Origin of the sequence: Cytobacillus sp. FSL W7-1323, assembly GCF_038595015.1 — a bacterium.
GTDB classification, from domain to species: domain Bacteria; phylum Bacillota; class Bacilli; order Bacillales; family Cytobacillaceae; genus Cytobacillus; species Cytobacillus kochii.
This window is the reverse complement of sequence record NZ_CP151998.1, coordinates 1,688,231-1,712,705: the sequence shown is the minus strand read 5'-3', so window position 1 is coordinate 1,712,705 and position 24,475 is coordinate 1,688,231. Positions and strand designations below refer to the sequence as shown.

At 35.8% G+C, this 24,475-nt stretch carries 38 protein-coding genes and 1 pseudogene; 8 read left to right on the top strand and 31 right to left on the bottom strand.

The window, feature by feature from the left end; genetic code table 11:
- Nucleotides 1–3: 3 nt before the first annotated feature.
- The 7 genes from MKX67_RS08925 to MKX67_RS08895 all read right to left on the bottom strand — a co-directional run bounded on the left by MKX67_RS08925 (nucleotide 4) and on the right by MKX67_RS08895 (nucleotide 6,967).
- Nucleotides 4–819: a N4-gp56 family major capsid protein gene (locus MKX67_RS08925; RefSeq protein ID WP_342489168.1), complete on the bottom strand. Its 816-nt coding sequence runs from the start codon at nucleotides 817–819 to the stop codon at nucleotides 4–6.
- A 12-nt stretch (nucleotides 820–831) separates the two neighbouring features.
- Nucleotides 832–1,434 carry a phage scaffolding protein gene (locus tag MKX67_RS08920; RefSeq protein WP_342489167.1) on the bottom strand — a complete coding sequence of 201 codons (603 nt, stop codon included), beginning with the start codon at nucleotides 1,432–1,434 and terminating at the stop codon, nucleotides 832–834.
- A gap of 128 nt (nucleotides 1,435–1,562) precedes the next feature.
- Complete coding sequence (locus MKX67_RS08915; protein WP_342489166.1) at nucleotides 1,563–1,775, bottom strand: hypothetical protein; 213 nt, start codon at nucleotides 1,773–1,775, stop codon at nucleotides 1,563–1,565.
- Complete coding sequence (locus tag MKX67_RS08910) at nucleotides 1,762–3,354, bottom strand: phage minor capsid protein (protein WP_342489165.1); 1,593 nt, start codon at nucleotides 3,352–3,354, stop codon at nucleotides 1,762–1,764. Before MKX67_RS08910 ends, MKX67_RS08915 begins: the two co-directional genes overlap by 14 nt.
- Nucleotides 3,354–4,832, bottom strand: a complete 1,479-nt coding sequence (locus MKX67_RS08905; RefSeq protein WP_342489164.1) for a phage portal protein — start codon at nucleotides 4,830–4,832, stop codon at nucleotides 3,354–3,356. Before MKX67_RS08905 ends, MKX67_RS08910 begins: the two co-directional genes overlap by 1 nt.
- Nucleotides 4,833–4,842: 10 nt before the next feature.
- The gene (locus MKX67_RS08900) at nucleotides 4,843–6,141 is read right to left on the bottom strand and encodes a PBSX family phage terminase large subunit (RefSeq protein ID WP_342489163.1); all 1,299 of its coding nucleotides are present in this window, start codon (nucleotides 6,139–6,141) and stop codon (nucleotides 4,843–4,845) included.
- Nucleotides 6,125–6,967, bottom strand: coding sequence for a terminase small subunit (locus MKX67_RS08895; protein WP_342489162.1), 843 nt, complete (start codon nucleotides 6,965–6,967; stop codon nucleotides 6,125–6,127). Before MKX67_RS08895 ends, MKX67_RS08900 begins: the two co-directional genes overlap by 17 nt.
- Nucleotides 6,968–7,061: 94 nt before the next feature.
- Between MKX67_RS08895 and MKX67_RS08890 the strand changes: the two genes are divergently transcribed.
- Nucleotides 7,062–7,823 (top strand): hypothetical protein, encoded by a 762-nt coding sequence (locus tag MKX67_RS08890; RefSeq protein ID WP_342489161.1) that lies wholly within the window; start codon nucleotides 7,062–7,064, stop codon nucleotides 7,821–7,823.
- Nucleotides 7,824–7,920: 97 nt separating this feature from the next.
- On the opposite strand, the gene MKX67_RS08885 is transcribed toward MKX67_RS08890, so the two are convergent.
- The 4 genes from MKX67_RS08885 to MKX67_RS08870 are packed head-to-tail and all read right to left on the bottom strand — an operon-like array spanning nucleotide 7,921 to nucleotide 9,074.
- On the bottom strand, nucleotides 7,921–8,388 hold the full coding sequence (locus MKX67_RS08885) for a sigma-70 family RNA polymerase sigma factor (RefSeq protein ID WP_095371164.1): 468 nt from the start codon (nucleotides 8,386–8,388) through the stop codon (nucleotides 7,921–7,923).
- A 53-nt stretch (nucleotides 8,389–8,441) separates the two neighbouring features.
- Nucleotides 8,442–8,588, bottom strand: a complete 147-nt coding sequence (locus MKX67_RS08880) for a hypothetical protein (RefSeq protein ID WP_342489160.1) — start codon at nucleotides 8,586–8,588, stop codon at nucleotides 8,442–8,444.
- 14 nt (nucleotides 8,589–8,602) lie between these two features.
- A complete protein-coding gene (locus tag MKX67_RS08875; RefSeq protein WP_342489159.1) occupies nucleotides 8,603–8,782 on the bottom strand; it encodes a hypothetical protein in 180 nt (59 codons plus the stop codon).
- A gap of 25 nt (nucleotides 8,783–8,807) precedes the next feature.
- Complete coding sequence (locus MKX67_RS08870) at nucleotides 8,808–9,074, bottom strand: hypothetical protein (protein ID WP_342489158.1); 267 nt, start codon at nucleotides 9,072–9,074, stop codon at nucleotides 8,808–8,810.
- 148 nt (nucleotides 9,075–9,222) lie between these two features.
- Here MKX67_RS08870 and MKX67_RS08865 point away from each other — a divergent pair, with 148 nt between their 5' ends.
- A complete protein-coding gene (locus tag MKX67_RS08865) occupies nucleotides 9,223–9,360 on the top strand; it encodes a hypothetical protein (protein ID WP_342489157.1) in 138 nt (45 codons plus the stop codon).
- An 86-nt stretch (nucleotides 9,361–9,446) separates the two neighbouring features.
- Here MKX67_RS08865 and MKX67_RS08860 read toward each other — a convergent pair whose 3' ends face one another.
- The 20 genes and pseudogenes from MKX67_RS08860 to MKX67_RS08765 form a co-directional block, all read right to left on the bottom strand.
- Entirely contained in the window at nucleotides 9,447–9,629 is a 183-nt protein-coding gene (locus MKX67_RS08860) for a hypothetical protein (protein WP_342489156.1), read from the bottom strand.
- A 29-nt stretch (nucleotides 9,630–9,658) separates the two neighbouring features.
- The gene (locus MKX67_RS08855) at nucleotides 9,659–10,270 is read right to left on the bottom strand and encodes a hypothetical protein (protein ID WP_342489155.1); all 612 of its coding nucleotides are present in this window, start codon (nucleotides 10,268–10,270) and stop codon (nucleotides 9,659–9,661) included.
- A 40-nt stretch (nucleotides 10,271–10,310) separates the two neighbouring features.
- Entirely contained in the window at nucleotides 10,311–11,315 is a 1,005-nt protein-coding gene (dcm, locus tag MKX67_RS08850) for a DNA (cytosine-5-)-methyltransferase (protein ID WP_342489154.1), read from the bottom strand.
- A gap of 146 nt (nucleotides 11,316–11,461) precedes the next feature.
- A complete protein-coding gene (locus MKX67_RS08845; RefSeq protein ID WP_341052040.1) occupies nucleotides 11,462–11,806 on the bottom strand; it encodes a YopX family protein in 345 nt (114 codons plus the stop codon).
- Nucleotides 11,807–11,844: 38 nt separating this feature from the next.
- Nucleotides 11,845–12,027 carry a hypothetical protein gene (locus tag MKX67_RS08840; protein WP_342489153.1) on the bottom strand — a complete coding sequence of 61 codons (183 nt, stop codon included), beginning with the start codon at nucleotides 12,025–12,027 and terminating at the stop codon, nucleotides 11,845–11,847.
- A gap of 8 nt (nucleotides 12,028–12,035) precedes the next feature.
- Nucleotides 12,036–12,404, bottom strand: a pseudogene (locus tag MKX67_RS08835) (DUF1064 domain-containing protein); the annotation flags it as partial.
- Nucleotides 12,404–12,892, bottom strand: coding sequence for a dUTP diphosphatase (locus MKX67_RS08830; RefSeq protein ID WP_342489152.1), 489 nt, complete (start codon nucleotides 12,890–12,892; stop codon nucleotides 12,404–12,406). The pseudogene MKX67_RS08835 and the gene MKX67_RS08830, both read right to left, overlap by 1 nt.
- Nucleotides 12,892–13,104, bottom strand: coding sequence for a hypothetical protein (locus MKX67_RS08825; RefSeq protein WP_342489151.1), 213 nt, complete (start codon nucleotides 13,102–13,104; stop codon nucleotides 12,892–12,894). The genes MKX67_RS08830 and MKX67_RS08825 overlap by 1 nt, the downstream gene beginning before the upstream one ends.
- Before the next feature lie 204 nt (nucleotides 13,105–13,308).
- Nucleotides 13,309–13,437 carry a hypothetical protein gene (locus tag MKX67_RS08820; RefSeq protein ID WP_342489150.1) on the bottom strand — a complete coding sequence of 43 codons (129 nt, stop codon included), beginning with the start codon at nucleotides 13,435–13,437 and terminating at the stop codon, nucleotides 13,309–13,311.
- Nucleotides 13,427–13,660 carry a hypothetical protein gene (locus MKX67_RS08815; RefSeq protein WP_322910563.1) on the bottom strand — a complete coding sequence of 78 codons (234 nt, stop codon included), beginning with the start codon at nucleotides 13,658–13,660 and terminating at the stop codon, nucleotides 13,427–13,429. The genes MKX67_RS08820 and MKX67_RS08815 overlap by 11 nt, the downstream gene beginning before the upstream one ends.
- Nucleotides 13,661–13,897: 237 nt before the next feature.
- Nucleotides 13,898–14,095: a hypothetical protein gene (locus MKX67_RS08810; protein WP_342489149.1), complete on the bottom strand. Its 198-nt coding sequence runs from the start codon at nucleotides 14,093–14,095 to the stop codon at nucleotides 13,898–13,900.
- 4 nt (nucleotides 14,096–14,099) lie between these two features.
- A complete protein-coding gene (locus tag MKX67_RS08805) occupies nucleotides 14,100–14,987 on the bottom strand; it encodes a DnaD domain protein (RefSeq protein ID WP_342489148.1) in 888 nt (295 codons plus the stop codon).
- A 175-nt stretch (nucleotides 14,988–15,162) separates the two neighbouring features.
- Nucleotides 15,163–15,978: a recombinase RecT gene (locus MKX67_RS08800; protein ID WP_342489147.1), complete on the bottom strand. Its 816-nt coding sequence runs from the start codon at nucleotides 15,976–15,978 to the stop codon at nucleotides 15,163–15,165.
- Between the two features lie 2 nt (nucleotides 15,979–15,980).
- Entirely contained in the window at nucleotides 15,981–16,925 is a 945-nt protein-coding gene (locus MKX67_RS08795) for a lambda-exonuclease family protein (protein WP_342489146.1), read from the bottom strand.
- Nucleotides 16,926–17,020: 95 nt separating this feature from the next.
- Nucleotides 17,021–17,224 carry a hypothetical protein gene (locus MKX67_RS08790; RefSeq protein ID WP_341092042.1) on the bottom strand — a complete coding sequence of 68 codons (204 nt, stop codon included), beginning with the start codon at nucleotides 17,222–17,224 and terminating at the stop codon, nucleotides 17,021–17,023.
- A 393-nt stretch (nucleotides 17,225–17,617) separates the two neighbouring features.
- Entirely contained in the window at nucleotides 17,618–17,884 is a 267-nt protein-coding gene (locus MKX67_RS08785) for a helix-turn-helix transcriptional regulator (protein ID WP_342489145.1), read from the bottom strand.
- A 162-nt stretch (nucleotides 17,885–18,046) separates the two neighbouring features.
- Complete coding sequence (locus MKX67_RS08780; RefSeq protein ID WP_342489144.1) at nucleotides 18,047–18,748, bottom strand: BRO family protein; 702 nt, start codon at nucleotides 18,746–18,748, stop codon at nucleotides 18,047–18,049.
- A complete protein-coding gene (locus MKX67_RS08775) occupies nucleotides 18,748–18,936 on the bottom strand; it encodes a helix-turn-helix domain-containing protein (protein ID WP_342489143.1) in 189 nt (62 codons plus the stop codon). The genes MKX67_RS08780 and MKX67_RS08775 overlap by 1 nt, the downstream gene beginning before the upstream one ends.
- Nucleotides 18,926–19,096, bottom strand: a complete 171-nt coding sequence (locus tag MKX67_RS08770; protein WP_342489142.1) for a hypothetical protein — start codon at nucleotides 19,094–19,096, stop codon at nucleotides 18,926–18,928. The genes MKX67_RS08775 and MKX67_RS08770 overlap by 11 nt, the downstream gene beginning before the upstream one ends.
- A gap of 13 nt (nucleotides 19,097–19,109) precedes the next feature.
- On the bottom strand, nucleotides 19,110–19,343 hold the full coding sequence (locus MKX67_RS08765) for a helix-turn-helix transcriptional regulator (RefSeq protein WP_342489141.1): 234 nt from the start codon (nucleotides 19,341–19,343) through the stop codon (nucleotides 19,110–19,112).
- Between the two features lie 161 nt (nucleotides 19,344–19,504).
- Between MKX67_RS08765 and MKX67_RS08760 the strand changes: the two genes are divergently transcribed.
- The 6 genes from MKX67_RS08760 to MKX67_RS08735 all read left to right on the top strand — a co-directional run bounded on the left by MKX67_RS08760 (nucleotide 19,505) and on the right by MKX67_RS08735 (nucleotide 24,370).
- Nucleotides 19,505–19,942 carry a helix-turn-helix domain-containing protein gene (locus tag MKX67_RS08760; protein ID WP_342489140.1) on the top strand — a complete coding sequence of 146 codons (438 nt, stop codon included), beginning with the start codon at nucleotides 19,505–19,507 and terminating at the stop codon, nucleotides 19,940–19,942.
- 17 nt (nucleotides 19,943–19,959) lie between these two features.
- Nucleotides 19,960–20,388 carry an ImmA/IrrE family metallo-endopeptidase gene (locus MKX67_RS08755; protein ID WP_342489139.1) on the top strand — a complete coding sequence of 143 codons (429 nt, stop codon included), beginning with the start codon at nucleotides 19,960–19,962 and terminating at the stop codon, nucleotides 20,386–20,388.
- 92 nt (nucleotides 20,389–20,480) lie between these two features.
- Nucleotides 20,481–21,383, top strand: coding sequence for a hypothetical protein (locus MKX67_RS08750; protein ID WP_342489138.1), 903 nt, complete (start codon nucleotides 20,481–20,483; stop codon nucleotides 21,381–21,383).
- A gap of 61 nt (nucleotides 21,384–21,444) precedes the next feature.
- Nucleotides 21,445–22,611: a tyrosine-type recombinase/integrase gene (locus MKX67_RS08745; RefSeq protein ID WP_342489137.1), complete on the top strand. Its 1,167-nt coding sequence runs from the start codon at nucleotides 21,445–21,447 to the stop codon at nucleotides 22,609–22,611.
- A gap of 510 nt (nucleotides 22,612–23,121) precedes the next feature.
- Nucleotides 23,122–23,421: a hypothetical protein gene (locus MKX67_RS08740; RefSeq protein ID WP_342489136.1), complete on the top strand. Its 300-nt coding sequence runs from the start codon at nucleotides 23,122–23,124 to the stop codon at nucleotides 23,419–23,421.
- A gap of 397 nt (nucleotides 23,422–23,818) precedes the next feature.
- The gene (locus MKX67_RS08735; RefSeq protein WP_307314720.1) at nucleotides 23,819–24,370 is read left to right on the top strand and encodes a DUF3231 family protein; all 552 of its coding nucleotides are present in this window, start codon (nucleotides 23,819–23,821) and stop codon (nucleotides 24,368–24,370) included.
- The last annotated feature ends 105 nt before the right edge of the window (nucleotides 24,371–24,475 follow it).

Below are 24,475 nucleotides of genomic sequence, written 5' to 3'. Positions count from 1 at the left end.
TTATCATCCTCCTGCAACTGTTGTGGTGATTTTAATAGCTTTAGACTCATCGAAAAGGTGGGCTCCATAATGCTGATCAGCTGTAATTACAGTTGTTTTATGAAGAATATCACGGTCACTTTCAACATCTACAGAACGCTTCAAGTAAATTGCTAATGCACCTCGTTTTACAAGATAGGCTGTACCTTCTTCTACCTTACGAGAACGAACAACTTGCGCTCCTAAAACTTCGCCGAAAACTCCTGTAACCAAAATACGATCTCCAAGCTCAGATCCTCTTGTCCAATCCTCTGCTGCTGACTTTCTAAGCTTTGCAACATCCTTTGGATTAGCAATAAGTACCATCGGCTCTGCATCTTCATCATTAAAAATTCCTTGAGCACCATCTACAGCATCAATAGTGATACCCTGCGCAGATTCATATACTAGAGTTGTAGTTTTTAAAGCTTCTAGGACATCATTGTCTACTTTATTTGCAATTGACATAAGTAATTGTTTCTCGGCTTCCCCCATAGGGTCACCGTAACCAGAAAGGACAGCTTCATCAGTTAATTCAACGCCTTTACCAGCTTTTTTAATGGTGAAGTCATCTGTATCTGTTTCTAGTAATGCAAGGTCAATAGCTGCACCTTCAGCAACGTCTTTTGCATCTCCAATATATTTGAATTTAGGAACAGTAACCGTGCTACCTGGTCGTCCTACTAATGTGCTATCCACATTTGCTAAAGGGGAGAAACGAATAGCATCCTCCAATCGCGCAGAAATCATGTCCGCTAAGACTTGTGGGTCAACCATGTTTGTTAATTTTGTTTGTACCATTTAAAATTCCTCCTATCGCCCAACTAAGCTGTCATACTGAGCTGGATTATCCTGTTTTAATTTAAGTCTTTCCTGATAAGACATACTTTTTAAATCAACTGTTGCGTTTTGTTCCTTCTTATGTTGACCAATTGAAAACTTTGCATTTATTTTTTCTTTTTCCTCAAACAAATAACTGTCACTTTCCTTCAATGCATTCAATTGATCTTCGAGACCAAGGAGCTTATCACCATCGAGCTTGATAGACTCTAAATCCAATAGCGCCTTTGCTGCCTTTGGATTGCGTACTTTCGCACCCGTAAGTGCATCTTTTAATGCATAATCGAAGGTTTGTTTTTTAAGTTTTCCTTCATACTCTGTTTTTGTATTCTTATTTTCTTCTTGTAAATCGTTAATTTTCTGTTGTAAAGCTTCTGGGTCAACTTTTTTCAGGTCGTCAAGTTGCTTATCTCGACTAGTAATTTGATCTTTTAAACCCTTGATTTCATTGAGCTTGTCATTAAACTTATCTTTCGGAATCCAATTACCGTCAGAGACTACAGCTAATTTGTTATCACCTACCTTTTCCATAACTTGGTTATATAATTCTTCACCTAATAATTCTTGTAAGTTCATTTTCAAAACTCCTTTTTTATGTTTTTTAGCGTGTCACACCTCACGCAAAAGGTTGCGCCTCTTTAGGGTCTTGCCTTTAAAAAGACCAATAAAAAAAGACCTATATCCTTTTAGATACAAGACTTTTATCAAGTATTTATTATTTGAATTGTTGCTATTTCATCTTCATCTACTTCAAATTCATCAAGCATAAGTGACCACTTATCATCTGGGTTATTCCAAGGTAATGTCATTTCCTTTACATTGGACTCAACTTTCTCCCCATCAGAAAATGTGATTAAAACCTTTTTCCCGATTAAAGTTTCTATATAGTTTAATTCAAAAGGTTTATGATGTTCCACTATCTTCACCTCCATATGGAACAATATGTGTACCAGCTTTAGAGTAATGAATAACAAATCCGTAAGCTGGAATTTTCTTATCTTTTTTTACATCGTATCCAATCAATTTACCACAGTCAATTATAATTTCTTTATTCTTCCACTCCCCTTTTCTATTTATGACAGGAGTTCCTTTGGTAGAATATTGTTTTATTAGTGCTTCTATTTCCTCTAACGATATCTTGAGATAACTTGTACCAAGATACCCTTTATTCTTTGAATCCTGATCTTTTAACTTGAAATTATTCGTTCCTGGTATATGCTTTTCCTGCCTACCATTATGAATTTTCAAGCTGACTGTACCCTCTTTTATTTGTTTTCTTATATCATTCCTTACTTTTTTCTCTTTTGCTAATCTCTCTTCTTTTAATCTCTGATTCTGTTTTAACTTATCATAGTTCTCTAGCGTTCTATTTTGATTAATATTAGAAGAACCAGTTATCTGCTCACGGTTGTATTTTCTACGCAAACCACTATCTTTAATAAAGTCTCTCATCTTCTTTTGTCGAAGGAGGATTTTTTTATTTGCTAAATCAGCAGCTTCAGTATCTCCAATTTCTTCGAAGAATTTCTTTTCCCTTTTTGCCTTTCGGATACCTCTCTCAAGTTTTCTTTGCTGTTGAGTGAGTTTATAAAAAGTATCATTTTCAGTCTTGTTAAAATCATATTCTCTTGGTTTTGATATTCCTTCTACAAAGGCATATTTCACATGGCCACAATTGACTCCAAACAGTCCAGCAGGCTCACCATACGATGTAGATGAAAAAGGCGGATATTTAGGATTAGTGCCAGAACGACTGTATATGTTCCCTTGAAAAGGGAAACATCGCGGCCTTGCTCCTTTATGTGCTGATATTTGTATTAAATCAACACCATGTTCATCCATCCTTGTATCTTGCATTGCATTGGCCACATTATTAGACATTGAGCGTGTCACCATATTGACGTAAGCTTCAGTACTTAACCTTGAACCATCTTTCCTGATTAATGCAGGTACACCAAAATCAGACCATTCCCTTACTGTCTTTCTAAGTGCTTGTTGAGGCGTTATAGTTCCTGTGAGAGTTTGTCCTACTGTTTGATTAATAATGTCTAAATAGACCTGCTGTGATTGATTCAGCATGGTTGTATTGATGAGATTAAATGTTTCCCTTGCCTGTTTCTCGTAAGCTACTAAAACAGCAAGTAAAGTTGAACTTTCTTGTGCAACTGGCGGCGTAATAACAGCACCCAGCCGAACAGCCTCAGCTAGATCACCATCAACTTCGGAAGCAGCCTTAAATCCTGCTTTTTGAAGTATTTCGCTTATTTCATCAATGGCCAATCCTGATTTCTTTGCAACATTAATGATATTTTTTTGCTGAAGTTGTGGTATTTCGGAGAGCATCCTAATACGCCAATGATCTAAATCCTCTGAACTTAATAGCACTTTATGCTTTTTTAGTAATTTGGCAAAACCTAAGAGTATTTCATCCTCAATACTGATATAGATTTTTAATAGGTTTTCAGATAGCTTTTGTTGCTCGAATGGAGTAGGCATTATTCATTCCCAACTCCAAAGAAGTCTACATTTTCAGGGGACATAGTTTTATTTTCCTCTAAGATTTCCTTAACCAATTGTTCAGCCTCTTCCTCCGTATAGCCAAATATCTTCACAATGGCTTTCTTACGTGTTTGAAGCTTATTAGTGATTAAAAGTATCTGTCTATTAATCTCTGCTGTCTGGTCCTCTGCTATTGAATCATCAAAGGCGACTGTCACCTCGTAATCCTCAGGTCCTTTCCACAAGCCATACATATCTGCAGTTTGAACAATACATTCAATAAGCTCCTGCAAACCTGCTTCAATTACATTTTCATGTGATTGTTTGGTCCTGAATGTCTTGCTATTCTCTGAAACTACCTCAGTAGCTGTTTTCACTCCTTGTCCATCAAAAGTGAAAGCACCAGGAGAAAAACCTATTTGCATAGCAAGGATATTTAAGAAAGCTTGTATAGCTGCTTGGTGTTCTTCTACACGTAATTCAAACGATACTTCTTTGATAGCATCAGAGTCTTGATCTCCGAATCCTAAAGCTTCGTATGCTTCATCATCTGTATCAAAATATCTACGCATTTCTCCATTATCAGGATCTATTACAGTTTTAACAGCTGAAGCTGGAACAATTATTCTTTTCTTCCCTAGAGCAAATTCTCTTTGAAATGAATCAAATGCTATATCCAATGACTGTAAAGTATCTAGTGCATTAGCATAAACGGATACACCTAGAGGGCTGTTTAAATCAATATTGTTCGCTGAATTAGGCTTGAAATAAGCAAAGTTAGGACGGGTGAATGAATAAATGATTAATTCAGGCTCTAAATCAGGATATAAAGTATCTAAACCTACTTCGACACCTAATTCATTTCCGTTTTGGCTTTCATAAAGTACATTTCTAATGACATAATTGCCACCTTCCCACAAATGCCATTCAAGTAAGGTATATGTCTTGTCACCTTTTTTAGTGATGTTAATAAATACACCTTCTCTAATTCCTTTGTTATCCCATGACACGGGTATAAAGCAATCAGCTGTAACGAAAGAGAGTTTAATGACTCCATCTTCAACAAAAGGCTTAATTACAAGGCCACCTAATGCAAAAGTGTATTCAAGGTTATCTTGAAAAAGTTTATAAAAGCGATTATTGTCAAATACATCTTTAATATTTTCTGACAAAGCATCATCCGAAATATTAATCTCGCACCGTTCATTAAATATGAGTGAAGCTAATTCCTGCGATACTACTTTAGGCATCTGTAGTGAAGCTCTACGGCGTTCTTTCTCTCCATCAATCGTTTTATACTTAACATCATGAAAATCACTTAAATACCCCGCATACAAAGCTTTCCATTGATCAATTTTCTGATAGAAAGCATCATCTACAGGAATATCAGGTAATTTAGATACACTTTTTATCCCTTTTACCAAATTCATTTGATAAAACCACCTCCTTATCTTCTGAATAATTGTTTTAAACATAAGTTCACCCCTATCGTTTTAATCCAAGCTTTCTCAAATTATCTTGGACATAATACTGAAAGGCATCACATGTATGGTCATCAACCTTAATAACTTTTGGGTCATCAGTCTGCAAAGTATCAGCATCCCACTGATATTTTCGATGTTCAGTAAGGAATATTTCATTCGACTTGTTTTTCAAAACAAAAAAACGTCCTTGGGCCAAAAGGTCCTGAACGTTATCAATCATGTCTATTTTTTTCTTCTTTGCTACAGGATGAAGGCTAACGCCATAATCCTTATAATATTGGTTTCTCAGAGCTCCCTCAGCAGAATCTATTGTTTGTACATCAAAATGTCTATTATAATTTTTACGAACACTATCAGACCATTCTTTTAAGTCTTTAGATAACTCGCTTGGAGCCTTCTTCACTACCTTGTTTTCTGGTGAGTAATAATAGGTATCAAGTAAAATTACATTTCTCTTTTTCGTATATCCTAAAGCCAAATGTGTAGTAGCAGATACTTGGTGACCTGTGTCAGAAGAGGTATCAATAAGAATAATGTCATCATCTATTGGTAATTGATCTATCTCATGGAAATGATTCATGTTATAAACCATATCCCCAAGTCCGATGACCTCGCCAGAATACATCCATCGCCAATAATCGATATCATTTTCCTTATACTTTTCTATCTTTCGAATCATTTGCTCTGATAAAAAGCCTTTCTTATCATCAAGATAAGTGGAATGATGAATAAAATAATCGTCATCCCCCGCCTTAGTATCAAGCCATTCGTTAATCCAGCTGTATGGATTTCTCGGAGGGTTATAAGAGAAATACACTTTAACCTCTTTCCCTTCAATCTCCTGCCGTATAAATGTATCTTCAACTATATCTATATCTTCCACACCAGCAAATTCAGCAGCTTCTTCAAACCAAAGAGCCATTACATACCCTTTAGCAATCTTAGCTGACTTAATTTTCATTGGATCATCAACACCATAAAAGTAAAAGGCCGTATTTGTTGCCTTATGACGTATTAATAATGGAGATTTTCCAAAGTAAAACTCATTTTCAACACCCAACAAATAAATAGCCCATTTGATCTGCTCATAAATAGAAGTTGATAGGTATTTACCTACTTTACGCAAGCAAACAACATTACCCTGTTCATCACCAAGAAAATCAACTACTAACCTCAAACTTATCACTGAGGATTTCATAGAAGAACGGCCACCCTTGGCAACAATATGAGACTGATTAGCAAGCCATAGAGAGTAGAAATTAACGTTCATTAAGTCCATGACATTAATTGTTCTGGTCATCTTCCATCGCCTTCCTCATTGCCTCCAAGTCGTTTACAATGACTACTTTACCGCCAGTATCTTCTTCTGTTTTAATTTCTGTTCTGGTCTTTTCAATATCCACCTTGATTTTCTCTTCCTGCAATCGCTTCTTATCATTCTCAGAAAGCAAATCATAATATTTGGTAAGCATTTCAAGAGCCTTCATCTTATCAGCAAGCTTGATAGAAACTCCGTCTTTGCCTTTCTTAACCTCAGTAATAAGAGTGCCGTCAACTTCCTCTGATTCTTTGAAATCAACAAAGCTGTATGAATACATGACTTGATCTCCGTTTTCATCTAACAGAGGTTCACCATCACTTATACTCAGTTCTGGTTGCTCCTTTTTACCAAACTCTACAAAGTCAGTTATATCAGCAAAGGCAATGTCAATGTACTTTTGAAGAATGTCTTTTGCATCCAAAAATATTCCTTGTTGCCTCTCAAGCTTCAATCTTTCAACCTCAGAGACTATCTTAGGATTTCTTAGATGTCTATGTCCTTCAACCATTGCAGTCGAATATGCACAGCCATATGCCTTCTGGTAAGCCTTCGTCGCATTAAAATACTTGATATAGTAAAGGCAAAATAACTCTTGCTTGTCTGTTAAATCAGTTGATTCAATGACGGGTTCAGGGGTTGCAACCTTCTTCTTTTTGGTTGCATCCTTTTTAGTGGGATCCCTCGACCATCCTTCACGGCTTTTTCTGCTCTTTAATGTGCCAATTTTTATATCATACTTTTCAGCAAGTGCCTTTAATGTAATTTTTGATGTCTCAAATTCTTTTCTTATTTCATCCCAGTTCATTACATATCACCCCACCTCCATATAACTTTTACTTGAATATCCGTATTCTCTTATGATTTTTTTTTGTTAATATATAGTAGAGGAGGAATATAAAATGGATAATAATGATTATCATAAAAAAATACTTGAGATACTAAAACCTATTAACGATGCCAATTTAAAATTAATAAAAGATTTACAACCAGCATTTAAATTTGCAAATCAACTACAACTTTTCGAAAAAAATAGCCCTATACTCAAAAACATGCAACCATTTTTAAAAATGACAGAAGCAAACCGAAAAGTGATAACATCTATTGATTGGTCCTTCACTGAGGATATCTTTAAGAACATGCCTAGATTCGATAACTTAATTAAACTTCAAACAGAATTGGTAAAATGGGAGAGCATTATTCCAAGATTAATAGAAAATATTGAAATATTAGAAGACTATGTACCTGAAGACATAGAACAATCTGTTAATGATTTTTTGAATCATCCAACCTTGGAAGACTCAATTGTCTCTGAATCAGACGAAAAAGAAGCTAAACCATTTATAATTAATTGGGGTTTTGTATTACCTATATTAATTTTCATTCTTCAGTCTGCCCAGACCCATATATATAGTGCTCAGTCAGAACCTATAGCAGAACAGAGGCATCAAGAAATTTATGCTGAAGAAGTTAAACAAACTGAGATACTAGAAGAAATCTACAAAGCAGAAGCTAAACAATCTGAAACTCTTGAAAAAATATATACTGAAATAAAGATTGATCAGGAAGAAGAAGATACAAGTGATATAGAATCAATAATCTATAATTTATTTGATAATCTTGAATCATACCTTAATTCCCCGGATGATAATCAATCTAAATAATAAATAAGGACAACTTCACAACGAGTTGTCCTTTCATTTTGTATATTTCGAAGTAGAAAAACAAGAGCTTTTCTTCTCCCCTGTCCTGCCTTCCATTTTAGCATGCCGATTTTTCGTGTTTCAACAAATGCACAAAGTGGCTTTTTTGGCTCAAATGGTTCAATATGGTTTCTTTGGCTTTTTTGACCTGATTTCTAGATATACACAAATGATAAGATATCTCTCGGAATGACATGCCATCTAGGATACAATCATAAATGACTTTGTCGCGTTCATCTTCCAATAATTCGGCAGCAAACTCAATCACATATACTTTCTCTCTAAGTCGCTCTAGCCTGTTATATAAACGTTCTTCACGTAAATCCATGTTATTTAACTCCGCTTGGCTTTTTCCAGAGCTTCCTTTTGGCAAAGTTGCCTCTATCCCATATTGAGCGACACCCCAACTTTTCATAGGTGTAGAATATCCAAATAGTACTTTTTCAAGGCGCTCCACTTCTTTTTTCATCCAATGATAATCTTTTAACAACGATTCGATTCTTTTAATGCTGGCAGCTTCTTTCATACAGGAACCCCCTATGTTAAAATATAATTGGGTGCCGGGGATTCCTGGCTTTTTTAATTTCTAACGATAAAGTGATACTCTTCAGCTAAATCCATTAAACCGTCAAAGTTCAAAAGTTTTAATGTCTCTTTTCTAAAACCTTTTGCTTCAAAGAAAGCCTCTAAATTGTTCCTCATCCTTGCCTTACTTGTTTCGTTCAATTTAAACAACCCCTTTATAAATCAACATCATCATCTTCTTCATTCTCAAATGCCAGTCTAAAGGCACTTTCCATATATTCAATTCTTTTTCTTATTTCATCAATTGACATTTGCGAATAGTCTGGTTCTGGAATAGTAACAAATCTTTTTGCCTCCATTATTGCCATTTCACGTTCTGTTAATTCATTTGCCATTTAGTACACTTCCTCTATCTTTTGTTTACTTAAAAGCTCTTTTAGCAATAGATGCTAAAGAATTTAAGTCCGATTCAAGCTTTGCTGACTTTTCTGTCATAACCTCAAAATGAGTAATATATTTAGTTTTGATTTCAACCACATGACCATCATTTTTTACAGCACCAACCCACTCTGCTTTTCTGATTGAGTTGCCAACTTTAACTATTGCTTCGCCTAGGCTTCCAAATTCTTTACAATCAATTACAGCCCGATCTCCCTCGATATGATAACGGATAAAAAACTTTTCCAAACGCCTTTCCCTCCTAATCAACTTATCTACCTTACGTTAGCTCGATAGTATATAATAATTATTTTTCAGAATAGACAAAATTTTTATTCAAAAACACTAATTTTTTCTGTTAAAATATTCTCAGATTCATAGAAAAGGAGGTGGTACAATGAAAAAAGTAATGTTTAGAACAGGACTTGCTTTACTACTTTTTGCAACCTTTTCAACATCTGCTTCTGCATCTACAACTGGAACAGTAGATCCTAATGGATGCTTTAAAGCATATTATTGCTATGAAGTCTGGTAAAACCAGAAGGGATAAGGCTGGATATGTCTTTCAGTTCCATCAGCTATGCCTTATTCTAATAATCATTTACCATAGCAACTGATCTATCAGTAAGTTTCGTTAATCTCTTTAACTTTTACGGCATAACCTTTTTTAATTGAGTTATGTTCAAGATAGCCTTCCATCATATTTTCAATTGTTACTTCCAACCCAATGTCGTACAGAACATGTGCGTCTTTATTTTCTTCAAGTTCGTTATAGTCAATTTCTACGAGAAACATTTTCTTCATTTACAATTCACCCCTAATTTACTTATTGCTTAGGCAGTTTCCTTAGCTTTTAACTCTTCTTTAAGTATTTCAGCAAATATAGGAGCAACAACTTCACAAAATGCGGTTGCCTGCTGATCATCTGTTGTGACTAAAATATCGTCATACCACCATTCATCAGAAAAGACTTTACCTCGTTCTTTATCTGGCAACTCATAATGAAAAATGGAGGAAAATGCTTCTGCTGTGATGTCATCGTGATTGTCTTGTACGAAGTCTAATGAATCCCACAATTCTCTTGCTTCATCAGCTGTTAGATTACCACTACCTAACCATCTCAATCCAGCTTCTTTGCGATTTTCAATCACACGTTTTTTCATATTGTCAATTGTCTTTTCCACGTCAATCTTGCCCTGTCGTTCGCTGCTGGAAATCTTGTCATACAGGTAACTCGAGTCCTTGCTGCAGACATCTATTAAAAATGATTTGAAGCATTCACCAAACGATCCCCAGCTGTAAGAAAAATTCCCGCAATCAGTTTGTGCATTGAATACTCCATCATTACTTATAGAAATAATCGCCCAGGCACATCTCCAACCATCTTCATTTTTAATTTGAATATCATAGCGTTCCATTGTTGATTTTTCTAGTGAGTAATCCATCCTTTTCCCTCCTTAGGAAATTCCTTTACTCTTTTGTTTATTAACAGATCAATTGAAGTTGACCTGTTGAATCCGATATTAAATCCATTCCGTAATTCCCATCTAATATCACCTTAAAAATCGCTTCCAAGACTGGTACCACAATGCTATTCCCAGCAAGAGCATATAACGTAGCATTCCTCTTCCCTGCTTTTGTTGGGAACTCTTTTAACATGAGATTAAAGTCCTCATCATCAAAACCAAGTAGTCTCCAGCATTCACGTTCAGTTAAGTACCGGTATTGTGGTTTGTTTAAACGAATTATGCCTGCATTAGGACATCGATCTTGCCTTTCGGTTATGGTGTAACAGAAATCTGTAATGACATCTAATTGCCGTTTATAACTTCCACTAGGATTAGGATTAAATTCTTTAATTTTATTTAGCATTGATGGGATAGTAATGAGATATTGTTCTGGAATTTCGTCATCTGGTCCATATTCCAAAAATGATTTAATATCCTTCATCGGCCGGTGCTGCAGTTTACCAAAATCAAATATTTCTCCTCCTAACAAAGAGACACAAAATACTCTTTCTCTTGCATGAGGAATGCCGAATTTACGAGCATCTAATACATCAAATGAGTTTGTGTATCCTAAATCCTTCATCTGTTGCAAGTAATACTTAAAAATCGGTATAACGTCTTTATCTAGGACACCTTTAACATTCTCCCAGATGACCACTTTTGGCTTCCACTCACCCATTTCCTTAATAATCCTGAGTGTTTCAAGCATTAGCTTCGATCTAGAACCATCCGTATTTCCTTTTCGATCTCGATTTCCTCTGCTGTTATCCTGACATGGTGATCCATGAACCAAAATATCCGGCTTTAAATCCCAACCGCAAATATCCTGCGGCTTATGAAGATGATCGTATAAAGCGTTATAAGCTTTAACCCTGTTGGCCTGCCATTCCACATAATCGATGCACTTATGTTCTACACTAAGATTGATTAATGCCTTCCGGGGCGCGCCGATGCCACCGAACAATTCAAGTATCTTTATCACTGGGCCAGCCCCTTTCTAGTAAACTTAATAATTCAAAAGTTAATCAAAACGTCCAAGCAATAATTCGAAATCCACATATCTTATAGAGATTACAATGGATTAGCCAAATGTATCTCCTGGAAGAGCCACCGCATGGGCTCTTCTTTTTATTTTTCTTGATTAATTAACTCTGGATTTTCGTAAATGTCACCAATAACTTCACCTGTGATTGCATAATCTGTTCTAACTCCACCAAACAGGAATGTTGCATCACGTTCTGACCATTTCACAACTAGATTTAGATTCCTACCGTCTAATCCTTGATAAGCGAGTATATCTCCCTCATATATCTCCTTGCCGTTCTTGTCTTTTAAGCCTGTGTATTGCATGAAATCCAAAAACACATTGTTGTTGATATCATCAACACCATTTTCTTCAAACCAATACATATTATTGATGTATTCCATTTCTTTTCTTGATTTATCCCAAGCACGAAACTTTATCTCACGCACGTTCATTCCTCCTAAATTTTAGTGAACAAAATACAAAATCAGTAATCTAACCCTTTTACCACATAAGCCCCGGCACTGGGGAAAATAACCCCATGCCGTTTACTATATGGATTTTCATTTCTAATCTGCTGCTTCGATACGCCTTCCTCGTAGATGACAACAACCTGTAGCTTTTCTCGATCAAGACTAACTACATTCGTTTCTACGATTCTTCTAGCCATTAACTTACCTCCACGAATCCCCTATCTCGGTCATATTTTAGTAATTTAATAGAATCCATGTATTGACGCTCGAACAGTTTTCTTTTTATTGAAAATTCTTTGGTGACTGTTCCTTTTATATCAATGATCTCGATTGTCCCGTCTAATTTTTCTACTTCAAAATCTGCAACATATTCAATCTTTCTGTAGGTCTTTCCGTTTTTCTTAAAGCCCTCTTGAAGAAGGTATCTCGGTTGCATCTTAAACCCTTTAATCTGTTTAGCTTGCAGCAACCATTTTAATTGGCCGTAATACATTGCTTCTGCTTTGCTATCAAACTTATGTCCATCGACAACTTGTTTATGGTTGCCGTACTTGTTGTATTTTCTTGCTCCCATTAATACCCCTCGCTTTGCCTCTCGTGGTTGATGACATCTTTCACATAGAATGCTTCTTCAATCTGTTCAAAGGAGAATCCCATCATTTCACCAAGACCGATATATTCAGAGAGTAGCTCGATAAAGGTAATTGAACTTTTTGTCTTATCCAACTTTGATACGAGAGCGAAGATGTATCTAAACTGGGTTGCTATTGGTCGCTTCTTATCTGCTCCGGACAGCAAGTAAATCATGTCAAAGTCCTCAAAATATATTTCGTGACCGATATCCAAGATAAAATGAAGTCCGTCAGCATATTCAATCAACGCTTCTTGTAGGTTGTTCTCTTTATGTGCCCAAAACTTGAATACTTCCGGAAGTTCATTCGCACATTCCCCTAACTCCACTTGAAGAGCCAGAATAAGTTCTCCAAAACGGTCATCACCTTTATAATCAATCCTGTTTCTAAATGCCTTCTGTGCCTCGTACATTGCAATTAAATCTAACATTAACCTTCCACCCTTCTTAATTTAGCCATCCAAACTGACGAATAATTATGTCCAGCAAAGACATGACGATTGTAGCTATCACGATCAAATGTCTTACCTTGCTTTGAGAACTCAGTTAGAGGAAAAATGATTTTGCATCCTCTTTTCACATGGTCCTGAATTGCCTTTTCAGCTTCATATTTCCTTGCACGTCGAATGATTATATCTTGCATAGGTTAACCTCCTATTAATCTCATTAAGAACTTCTAGGGCTAATTCTGTGTGTCGTGATATGTAATATAGCTGCCCTAGAGTCGCTTTTCTAAAATCCAAGGGTAAGTCCCCCATTTCTTTTGAAGACCATATCCTCTTTTGCTAAATGGATGAGAGCTAATAACACTTCGTCTGGATCTCTATTAAAACTACTAGCAATCAACCTAACGTCTTTTCCAATTTTCCACTGACGAGCGACTTCTTTCTAGCTCCAACTCATCCCATAAAAAATCCAAATCCTCTAAAACAATGATTCTTTTTTGTCTTTGTTTCGCTGCGTTTTTAAGAACCATTACGCTCACCTGCTTCAAAATACTTCTCACCGATTGCCTTGCGAATCCGATCCAAGGTTTTCGGTCCTATACCTGGCGTTTTTTCTAACTCAAGAAATTTTTCGCGGAAAAATGATGTTGTCTTAGCAATACCTTTCAGTTCTCCCATATCCTCACCTAACGCAAAGCCCTCAGTTCTGCCTTGTTCATAAGCTTTCTGAATAACGGGGTTACGCTTCTTCATGACGACATGTACTTCTCTGCATAGCATTTTCTACATGGTCCTTCGACAAAGTATCCATTAGGCTTTTTGCATTCCGGGCAAATCTTAGCGAAGGTATGCCATTGTTGGCCGCACTTTGTGTCATCACATTCCATTAACACCAATTTGCCTGATGGAGCGAGTAGATATCCTTTTGTCTTACATCGCGGACAATTTAAAACTGGTTTTACATTTTGAATGGTCATTTCATATTCCTCCTTAGAACCAAGCGTTACTGCTTGTCTCTGAATCTATTTCTCTGAATGAAGCTATTGTTTTTTCGTATCTAAGGGCTTCGTAATCAAGTTGCTCCAATGGCACTCCTTCACGACTAGTCGTAATATTCATTGCGTTAAGTTCTTCGATGTAACCTTTACGCCTCAAATCTTTGTTTTTAAAAGCCTGCATTTTCGCCATTCCTTCAACTCCCCGAATTTTTTCGTAACTCCATCAAGCGCTCAAATTCGCTCATTTGTTCACCATCATTGACTGCTGGTTGATCGCTAGGCTGTGGTTTAGATTGTTGCTCATTCTCTTCAAACCAATCTGGCAACATTTCAGTACGTACAATTCCTTTGCCTTTACGAGCGAAAGGTTTTACTTTAGAGCTGTTAAATTTCTCTCGTTCATAAGCTCGTACTCTATCGATATCCATTAGGTTGTTGCTATGCCATTCTTTAAGGAGAAACTCCACAAAGTTAAAGTTACGTTTGTTTTTCTTGTCAGCTAGTTTAATAGCTGCATTTACGATTTCTTGATTGCCTTTAAAATCGTCAATCCACTGAGAAAGAGACTCCATCTGAATTGGTGATAATCGACAAAGAATATATTCGAACAATTGGACCGGATTTTCTGGCGCTGTTGTAGTAACTTCTTTTTTCTTTTCATTCTCTACATTCTTTACATTCTTGTTTGTGTTCAGTTGTTGTTCATTTGATGTTCTGTTGTTGTTCAATTGTTGTTCAGATTCTTGATACTCTGACCATTTGGTTATAGATACAACACTATATTTGTTAGTTTTTTTGATGTTCAACATTTGCCACTTTTCTAGATTGTTCAAGTAGCGCCACCATGAAATCTCACTTTGCTTGTGTTTAGTCTTCATTCCTCGGTTCAACTCATCCGAAAGTGCTTTTCTGCCGGTAATAAATTGGCCAGGTTCGAGGGTGACGACTTGATTTCCTATAAGTATTTCTCTTTCTTTATGAGTAGCCTTCATTAGACAAAACATCCATAATTTAAGGTAGTTTGGATCATCCCAAACTGGACTATCAATTAACTTACGATAAAGCTTAATGTAACCTTGCAAACCTTCACCCCCAACCTCTTATTACCTATTAATCTCACAAACTGCAAACCGCTTAGTTATCCGTTTCACGGTATAATCCGGGTACTTCCTCATATAATTTAGTACAAGCATTTTCAACTGTTCTTTGTCCTGTGCCTGCTCGAAAATCCAAGCAGGCAGGACTACGTTTGTTTGGTTATTCATTTACATCAAACTCAATATCTATATCCGCATTAGGTTTTTCTTCTGACGGTACAGCATCGATAATATCTGGTTGATCTACTTCTTCGGTGATATCCTTCATTTCTGGTACTTGTTCATCTTTTGAAACGGCTGTCTGCATTTCAACGGACAAGATACCCCATTTAGAAAGCATGTTTCTTAAGACGGTTTTCTTAGCCATCGCATCAAAGTCTTTTTTCCATCCAAAATCACTTTTAGAGAATTTCTTTTTATGGGCTTCAATTTCTCCTCTAGTCCAATAGACTGTTTTCTCAAACCCATTGATTAACTTGAAATAACCGCAATAACCAATAACTTTGTCACTTGTTGCTCCATCGAGATTAAGCTCCAATTCTTCGGTTAGACGATTCCACTTAACTAGCTCCCCTTCTCTTACCTCGATAACGTTAATTCCCTTATATTGACCTGTACGGAGGGCTAACTGGATATAACCCTTATAACCTAGTTGAAATTGCGCTTTTCCACTGTATGGAACTATCCAGGCATATCCTAGATTTTTATCAACCGGTAAATCTAAAGTTGCGGCAACCATCGCAGAGGTAACTACTGTCATCGGATCAGTTTTTTGTAGGTAAGAATCTCCGTTATAGAGGTTCAAAAGTGATGACATAAACTGAGGAGCCTTTTTATCAAGAACATCTTCGAATTTCTTTTTCATTGTTGGGGCGTTTAACAGCCCTTTAAGCCCTAGTGCTTGAGGAGCAACCTTTTGAGGGGCTGCATCCTGTTTGCTAGCAATTTGATTTTTTAATGCTGCATTCGTTGCCATAATTAGTTCAACTCCTTAATGCCGAAACGGCGTGATGTAGATGGTTTGATTACTTCTTTGTAGATGTCAGGGAATTTTTCTTTTAATGCCTTTGTATCTACTCGATTAGAGACTACATTTTTCCAAGTAATAATATGAGTGTCTACAAGTCCCACCTCTGCATCTTTCAACTCGGCTTTGATCTTGTTCTCAATATCTTTTTTGGCTGTTTGTATGAGCTTTTCATCGTTCTTAATTTGCTCATAACTGAGAAGCATTTCTTTATAATTAGAAGGTAGAACAATCTCTTTCCCTTCTTCTGCTTTGTTATATTTCTCTTTGAGGTATTGTTCGGCAGCACTTGAACCATCTAATTCTGGCGGAACAAAGCCAATTACATGTTTCTCCCAGAAGTTCACCTCTGCATCGATAATCATCTGGATTAACTCGTCGTCTCGCTCGATCTCTTTCCAAGTGAAGTGGTTTCCACCTATTAGAACTGCGATATAAGCTTTCTCCTTGCCTGTTACTGCTAGATAATGTTGAACCTGTACGAGATACGAAGCAGGAATTTCGTCTCCCTCCCATTCAGCTTTTAAATACGCACTAGCAGTCTTGCACTCTAGAAGAGCAGACTCTTTCATGACTTCGCGGTCAATGTTGGCTTTGATAAAGTGGTGATCTGGATGAGAGAACATGTAGTTGCGACGACGTACTTTCTTTTCTGTACGCTTTTCAAACTCTTTAGCAACCACTTCCTCCATTTCATTGCCCCAGTATGCTGCTTCGCTACTAATTTCAGTCAGTCCGACTTGACCTGTTTTTTCTAACCACAGCTCAAAAGCTGTTTTGTATTTGTTTAGCCCAAGGATAATACTTGCATCACTACCGCCAATTCCTTTGGAACGTTCTTGTAACCACTCAAAACGACTCATATCTTTTGTTGATATTGCATTGCTAACTGCCATTTGATATCCTCCCTTTACCGTTATCAAAGCTTTGTGCTAAAATAACTTTAAATATTGTTTAATCATCGGCTCCTGTTGCTCGCAGGAGTCTTTTTTTATGCACTTTTGAACTCAAAGCCAAGCACCTCGCATAAATACCGTTGAAGATTGCCCTCCAAGATAATCTCGCCGTCATATTCAACGATTTCATCACCTTCGAGAATCTCTTCTCCAAAGTAGTCAATCCCAGCATGTTCTGGCTGTGCAACCAAATTCGGATAGCCTGTCCTTCGTAACTGCGTAACCTCAGGATGCTCCATCAATCAACCCTCCTTTAGATTTGTGAATTTGACACACCAGTCAATTTTCACGCCATCCTCTTGGAGTCTTTTAATCAATGCATAAAGCGTGATTTTCTTACTCAAATGGCTCGCTCCTTTCTGTTCGATTGTCAAAGATCTTGGCGCTTTATTCGCACCGTGCAGAATCAAAGTAAGGGGATGGGGTGGTAGGTAGATATACTTTGACCCTGCACGGTGGGAACAAAAGTTCTTGTTTCTCCACCGTATGAATGGTATAATTAAGTTGGTTATTTCATATGAGTCGTTGAGTAGTGAGCCTGGCCGTTCACTGCTCATTTTTGTTTTTACTATTAAAATCTCCAAACATAACTCCTAAGAAAAATGCGATAAATGTAAACATCATTGTTAGAATCACCATATCCATCTACTAAAACCTCCTACTAACATGGTTAATATTTGTGTTAACGAAGCGATATCTACTCCACATACCATAGCTGCTAATGCTTCAGGTGCATTCGTCACTTGCCCCCATCTAACTGCATCAGATAATTTCAATTCCATCTTGTTGTTTTCAATTTTTGATATTGTCGTTCGCGGCATAAGCATTTTTTCAGCCATTTCCTCTTGCGAATAGCCTTTGATAACCCTCAATTTCTTAAGAAAAGAACCGTAATACATCTTCTATCCTCCTTCTCTGTTCCAAATTAGAACAATTTGTTCGGTTTTCTAGTTGTCATGTTCCGATTTATGTACTGCTAGATTTCTAGTTTTCGAATAAAATATATTTATGAAGGAACACATCCGGTTTTTGCCTGGCAGCTTCACCGGATGGTTTCTGATTCAAGAAACTTTTCGAGGAACCCAATGTTCTATGTAGTTGAGAGCTGCTTGCAGCTCTTTTCTCTTTATGTCTTTGTAACTTGCAACACCAAAGCGATCCTTGATTTCTCGATGTATTTCTCTAAAAAGCAACGGTCTATATTCAGGGTCGTTTTCGATTTCATAAACTTTCGTAGCAATGCCCTTTTGAAGCCGTCTTTGCTCACCGCTTGTAAGAGTGATTTGTTCTTCAACCATGTGGCGAATTTCTTTGACTTCACCTTTTACTTGGTCCAGTTCTTCTGATGTTTCTATAGAAAGCTTCATTGCAGCTATCAGTGACTCTTTATTGTTCAATGGAACGACTTTGTTATAAGAACCTGTTTTTCTAATAGATGGTAGAACTTCGCTTGTTACCCATCTTTTGAATTTCTTGGCGTTTTCTTTAATTTCTTTGTTATTGCCTTGCTTAGCAGCACCAAATATTAAACTGTACAATCCAGATTCGTTAATAAACTTTTTATTTTGTTTCCTACCTAGGCGATCGATGATGTCGTGGACCGCTAGGTCATCTCTTTCAACATGATTTTTGATTGCATCATAAGGATTTCCATAACTTAAGGATTTAGCAACTTCGCTAGCACCAAACCATTCAACATCATTCATAATGATTACAGGCAGTTCGCCGAACATTGCGTGATTAAAGTTTGTTAGTTGATTCATTACATTGCCTCCAAATTTTGTTGTTCTTGTTCTCTCATCCAAGCGTCAAGAGTTTTTACCCTAAATAAAATTCTTGTTCTTGCTTTGACATGAGGTATTTGCTTTTCTTTAACCATGGTGTAAATGGTGTCTTTACAAACACCAATGTAGACAGCTGCTTCTTGAACAGTAAGTGTTTCACGATTCAACTTTGTTCACTCCATTCGGTTCAGTATTTTCTAACAATGAAACGACTTCCAAAAGCTTTGATAAAACCAGATCATTGGATTCACCGTTCTCGATGTGTAAGGCCGCTAGTAGGATGTTGTACTTGATTTCAGCCCAGAGTGTTTTGTCTAGGATACTCATGCGGTACCTCCTTCTAGGCAGAAATTTCTTTGTTACTCTTATTGAGTAACTTTTGTTCAAAAAAAAGCTCTTCTACATTAGTATTTAATATTTCTGAGATTTTTTTTGCAGCTTCTAAGCTTGGTTTGTTTCTTCCCATCTCAATATTGGCATATCCACTTGCGTATTTATATCCAAGTTGTTTAGCCATATGAGTTTGAGAAATTCCCTTAGCTAACCTTAAATTTCTCAATTTAATTAACGTCACACTCTCACTTCTCTTACTCGTTATGTGTAACTTTTAAACATATAATAACTTACCCGATATGTGTAAGTCAACATTTTTATTATTCTTTTTGTGTAATTTTTTATCTAATACGTGTAATTATGTTAAAATCTAGCTATTAATCAGGAATATAGGTGCTTATTATGAATGATCTTACCCCTAAAATACTTGAGGAATTAAGAGAAAATAGAGGTTGGTCCAAAACCGAGGTTGCCAGAAGACTTGGTATAAAGACAGTGTCAACATATGCCAATTGGGAGTACGGGATAAGGACACCTGATAAAGAAATGTTATCTAAATTAGCCTCTTTATATGGTACTTCTATTGATTACTTAATTACCGGAGACAAAGGTAATAAAAGAAATGGTGCAATTACAAAAGAAGAAAAAGACATCGCTAAACGACTTGAAGAATTCAAGAAAGATCTAACTGAGCAAGACGGTCTAAGCTTCATGGGAGAACCAATGAGTGAAGAAGCAATTGAGTCACTAACTGACGCCATGGAACACATATTTAGACAAACACAAAGAATTAACAAAAAGTACATCCCTAAAAAGTATAGAGATAGAGAAAACGATTAGGAATGTGAGGCGCTGTTGTGAATTGGATAAGAAGTAAAGTAGAAGTGTTGGTAAAAAAAGAAAAGACTTGTGACCCATTCGAGTTGGCTAAACAAAAAAATATACATATAATCGAATGGGCTTTACATCATGAAATTAAAGGTTTCTATAAATATGACAGAAAAAATAAGTACATTGTTATAAACAGTAATCTTAATTACCTAGAAAAGAGGTTTACTTGTTCTCACGAATTAGGTCACTCAGAACTACACCCCAGAGTTAATACACCCTTTTTAAGAGAAAAAACATTATTTTCATCAGCAAGAATAGAAGTTGAAGCAAATATGTTTGCTGTGGCATTTCTACTTCAAGAATGTAATTTTTCCGAATTTAGAGATATTAATCAGGTCTGTTCTGTTTATGGAATCCCAAAAGAACTAAGCTACATGATTAAAAAATTTTACTAATTTTATAGGATTATAGACTTAGGTAAATAACCTCGCCAAATGATTATTTTTGTTAAAATTATTATTAATTTCAATTAGAGGGAGATTTTGTTTTGGAATATATTATGTCAATTGCTTTTATTGGATTCGTTATTTTAATTGTTTTGGGGTTTAAAAGAAGAAAGAAGAAAGATGGAAATCACAAAAAATATTTTATATGGTCGGTTGCATTGTTGGCAGTTTCATTAGTTTCATACTTATTTGTAGATGATACTAAGTTTCAACCAACAGCTGAAGAATTAGCTGCTCAGGAAGAAGAAAAAGATCAAAAGGCTAAAGAGAAAGAAGAAGCTGAATTAGCTGAGAACAAAAAGGAAGAACAAGAGAATGCAGAGAAGGAAGCTGAAGAAGCTAAAATACAGAAAGAACAAGAAGCTCAAAAATTAGCTGACGAAAAAGAGGCTAAAGAAGAAGAGGCTAAGAAGGAAGAAGAGAAACTTCAAAAAGAAAAAGAAGAACAAGAGGCTAAAGAGAAAGAAGAGGCTGAAAAAGCTAAAGCTGATAAAGAAGCTAAAGAAAAGGCTACAGCTAAAAAGAAAGAAAACAATAGTATTGAAAACAGGGTTAAGAATGCCGTACACAAATCTTTTGGAGAGAAAAATGACTTCGACAAAAAAGATAGCATAGTTAATCTAAGTTTCAACAAAGATAAGGGTTATCTTTCTTTACAAGTTTTTGGTCAAGATAGTTTAACTACAAACATGATTAAAACAGGTATGTGGATAAAAGTAACAGATGTATTAGAGAATCTTGTAAAAGAAAAAGATATAAAGGATATAGATATCAGTATCATATTTCCAATGCAAGACCAATATGGTAAACAGAGCAATGACACTGTAATGTCAATATCTTTTTCTCGAGAAACAATAGATAAAATAGATTTTGGTAATTTCCAACATGATAACATTCCTAATGTTGCTGACGAATATTGGCACCATCCAATATTTAATAAATAAGAGTCCTTTGGGCTTTTATTTTTAAACAAAAAACGAACATATATTCCCAAGGAGGGTTAAAATGGCTAACGTCGAGAATCGTGGAAATGGAAGCTATCGATTGACCGTAATCATCGGATACAACGATAAGGGCATTCCCATAAGAGAAAGAAAAACAGTAAAAGCAAAAAATATGAAAGAAGCAAAAAAAGAGCTTACCGTTTTTGAAGCTGAAATTCTAACTGGTAAATACTTTAAAGCAGAAGATAAACTAACACTGCAATCTTTTATCCCTCAATGGTTAGACAAACATGCAAAGGATACATTATCACCTGATACACTGCAAAATTACATCAGCATTTTAGAAAAAAGAATATTACCTAAGTATGGTCACTTCAAATTAGAAGAAATTAAAACAATCCATGTTGTAAATTTCATAAACGATCTAAAAAAAGATGGTCAACGTTTAGATGGTAAAGAAGGCAAACTTTCTGCATCTTCCATTCTTAACTGTTACAAGGCTTTTAATAACGTTTTATCTTGTGCTAAAAGATGGAAATTAATCAATGAAAATCCCGCAATTGGCGCTAAACCACCCAATGGTAAATCTAAAAAGTCAGAAGTGTACTCAAAAGAAGAACTTACTCAATTAATTGATTTACTGAAAGATAAAGATTTATTTTGGAGAACGTTAATTATGCTTGCGGTTACAACTGGAGCTCGAGAAGGTGAAATCGCGGCTCTGGAATGGAAACATATAGATTTTGAAAAAAACACAATTCGTATCGAACAAGCAATAACGGAGGTTCTAGGTCAGGGAGTCACTATAAAAGGTACAAAAACCGGTAAAGACCGAACAGTGACTGTACCTGATGGTGTTATAGTGTTATTAGATAAGTTATATCACCAACGAAAAAAAGAAAAATTTAAAGTTGGCGATATGTTGGAATGGGAAGATCACTTCTTTGTATTTGCGAATGTATTTAATAAACCTATTCGCCCCGATAGTATTGGGCAATGGTGGAGACGTTTTACATCCAAAAATAAATTCAAGCATATACGTTTCCACGACCTACGCCATACCTCAGCAACAATTCTCATAAATGAAGGTGTTCATGCGAAAGTAATTAGTGAAAGATTAGGACATGCGGATATATCAACTACTATGAACATATATGGACATGTATTAGAAGAAGCTGATAAAACTGCTGCTAATCACTTTGACCAACTATTCAAGAAAAAAGCTTAGGGGTCCGTTTGGGGTCGAAATGGGGTCGAAACCGATAATTTTGTTCCATTTTTCATCCTATTATATCCTACACACATCAAGAAAACGTTGATTTAATAAGTATCTTTCTAACTTCTCCCCTACCATTCATATTAAGTAAGACCGCCTCCTAAGCTGTAGGTCGTAGGTTCGATTCCTATCTGGGACGCTAATTATAAAAGGTCGATAACCCTTGGTATTAAAGGGGGTTATCGACCTTTTATTTTTAATTTCCATTTCTTATATTCCAGTAAAAAATAATAGTTAGGGTCGGAATGAATTTTTTAATATTTTTATTCAAAAAATGTCCCTTCCTACTTACTTATTTATATGTAAACCTAGCTTAGCTCAATCAATCGATTATTTGTTTAATATACAGTGGTCATTAATATCATTTTTACTTCTTTAGGTTTTAAATCCAAGCTTTCACATTTGATTAACATAAGATACAAAGTCAGCTGGCAATTAGATTTGAAAGGAAGTTTGATATTTATGGCTATAACTGTTCCTGTTCCAGGTTTAGGTGATGTTATTGTTCTTACCTCAGGTGGTGAAACTGCTGAATCAAGCTGTACATTTCCAGGTTCTGGAGCACCTGCACTAAAAGAATATCAAGTAGAGCAAGGTCAACTTTATATCATTGGGTGTAATAGTTTCCCATTAGGTGGAGGTACTGTTGCTTATATTTTAGATGCCCAAAATATTAATATACCAGATTTAATCAATGCAATATTAGGACTTGCTATTGTTCAGGATAGCGGCGGAAAGGTAAATAGATTCACTGCCATTTAATTTTTGATCCAGAGGGGTACAAGCCCTCTGGATTTACCCCAGCTACCTTTTGTTAATTTACGGCATCACCTAATCAACTCAACTTAATCCATGTTAGCAAACTTTTCTATTGGTAGCATTTCCTAACGATGCATTGCTATTTTTTCATATCTGAAAGCATTTTGTTAGAATCAGCATGTTTTTATGGGTTCTCCGACTTAATGAAAACGAATAAGATCCTCCTACGTTTTTATGTTCGAGTACTATATATTGCTAATAAGTCCTCTCTGATCAATTGAGCGCAACTTTAGTTTATTTATTTCATGGTACATTTTCTTATATTCTCATTACACACATAGTTATTTAACTTTTGGAGATAATTTAGATTAAATAACTAAAGATTACGGAGGGATGATCATTGCCTAACGCTTTTCAAGCAGTTATAAATTACATAAAATCAACATCGATAGAAGATGATCCTAAACAGAATCCACATATAGGAGAAGCCATGGGGTGTTGGTTGTACTACACTTCAATTGCTGAAGAAATTCCTGCATTAGAAACTTGTTTAAATACAACTACTGATAAAGAGTTATTAGATTTATTAACTGAATCGAAAAGATTAGCTGAACACCAAAAAAGAACCTTAGAAAATTTTATGATAAATGAAGGTATCCCTCTTTCAAATACAGCTCAATCGAAGCCTAACTCTGATCCGAATAACATTCCATTAGGTGTTAAATCTACAAATGATGAAATTGCAAATTTAATTAGTATTAAAATCGCTTCAAATATCATGATGTGTTCAACTAACATGACTCAATCAATTAGAAATGATATTGGACTTATGTGGGCTAGATTTTATGCAGAAAAAATGATATTTAGTATGAATCTTAAAAACACAATGCACAAAAGAGGCTGGCTAAAAATCCCCCCTTACTTTCATCCTCCCGGAGCACCTAGACCCTGATCTTGGTGCTCATTTTGATAAAAGAATTCTTTAGATGTATGTACCCCTTTGTTTGCAATAATCTCTAAAGTTCTTTCTTTATATTCCTTTGTTCATTTAATTCAA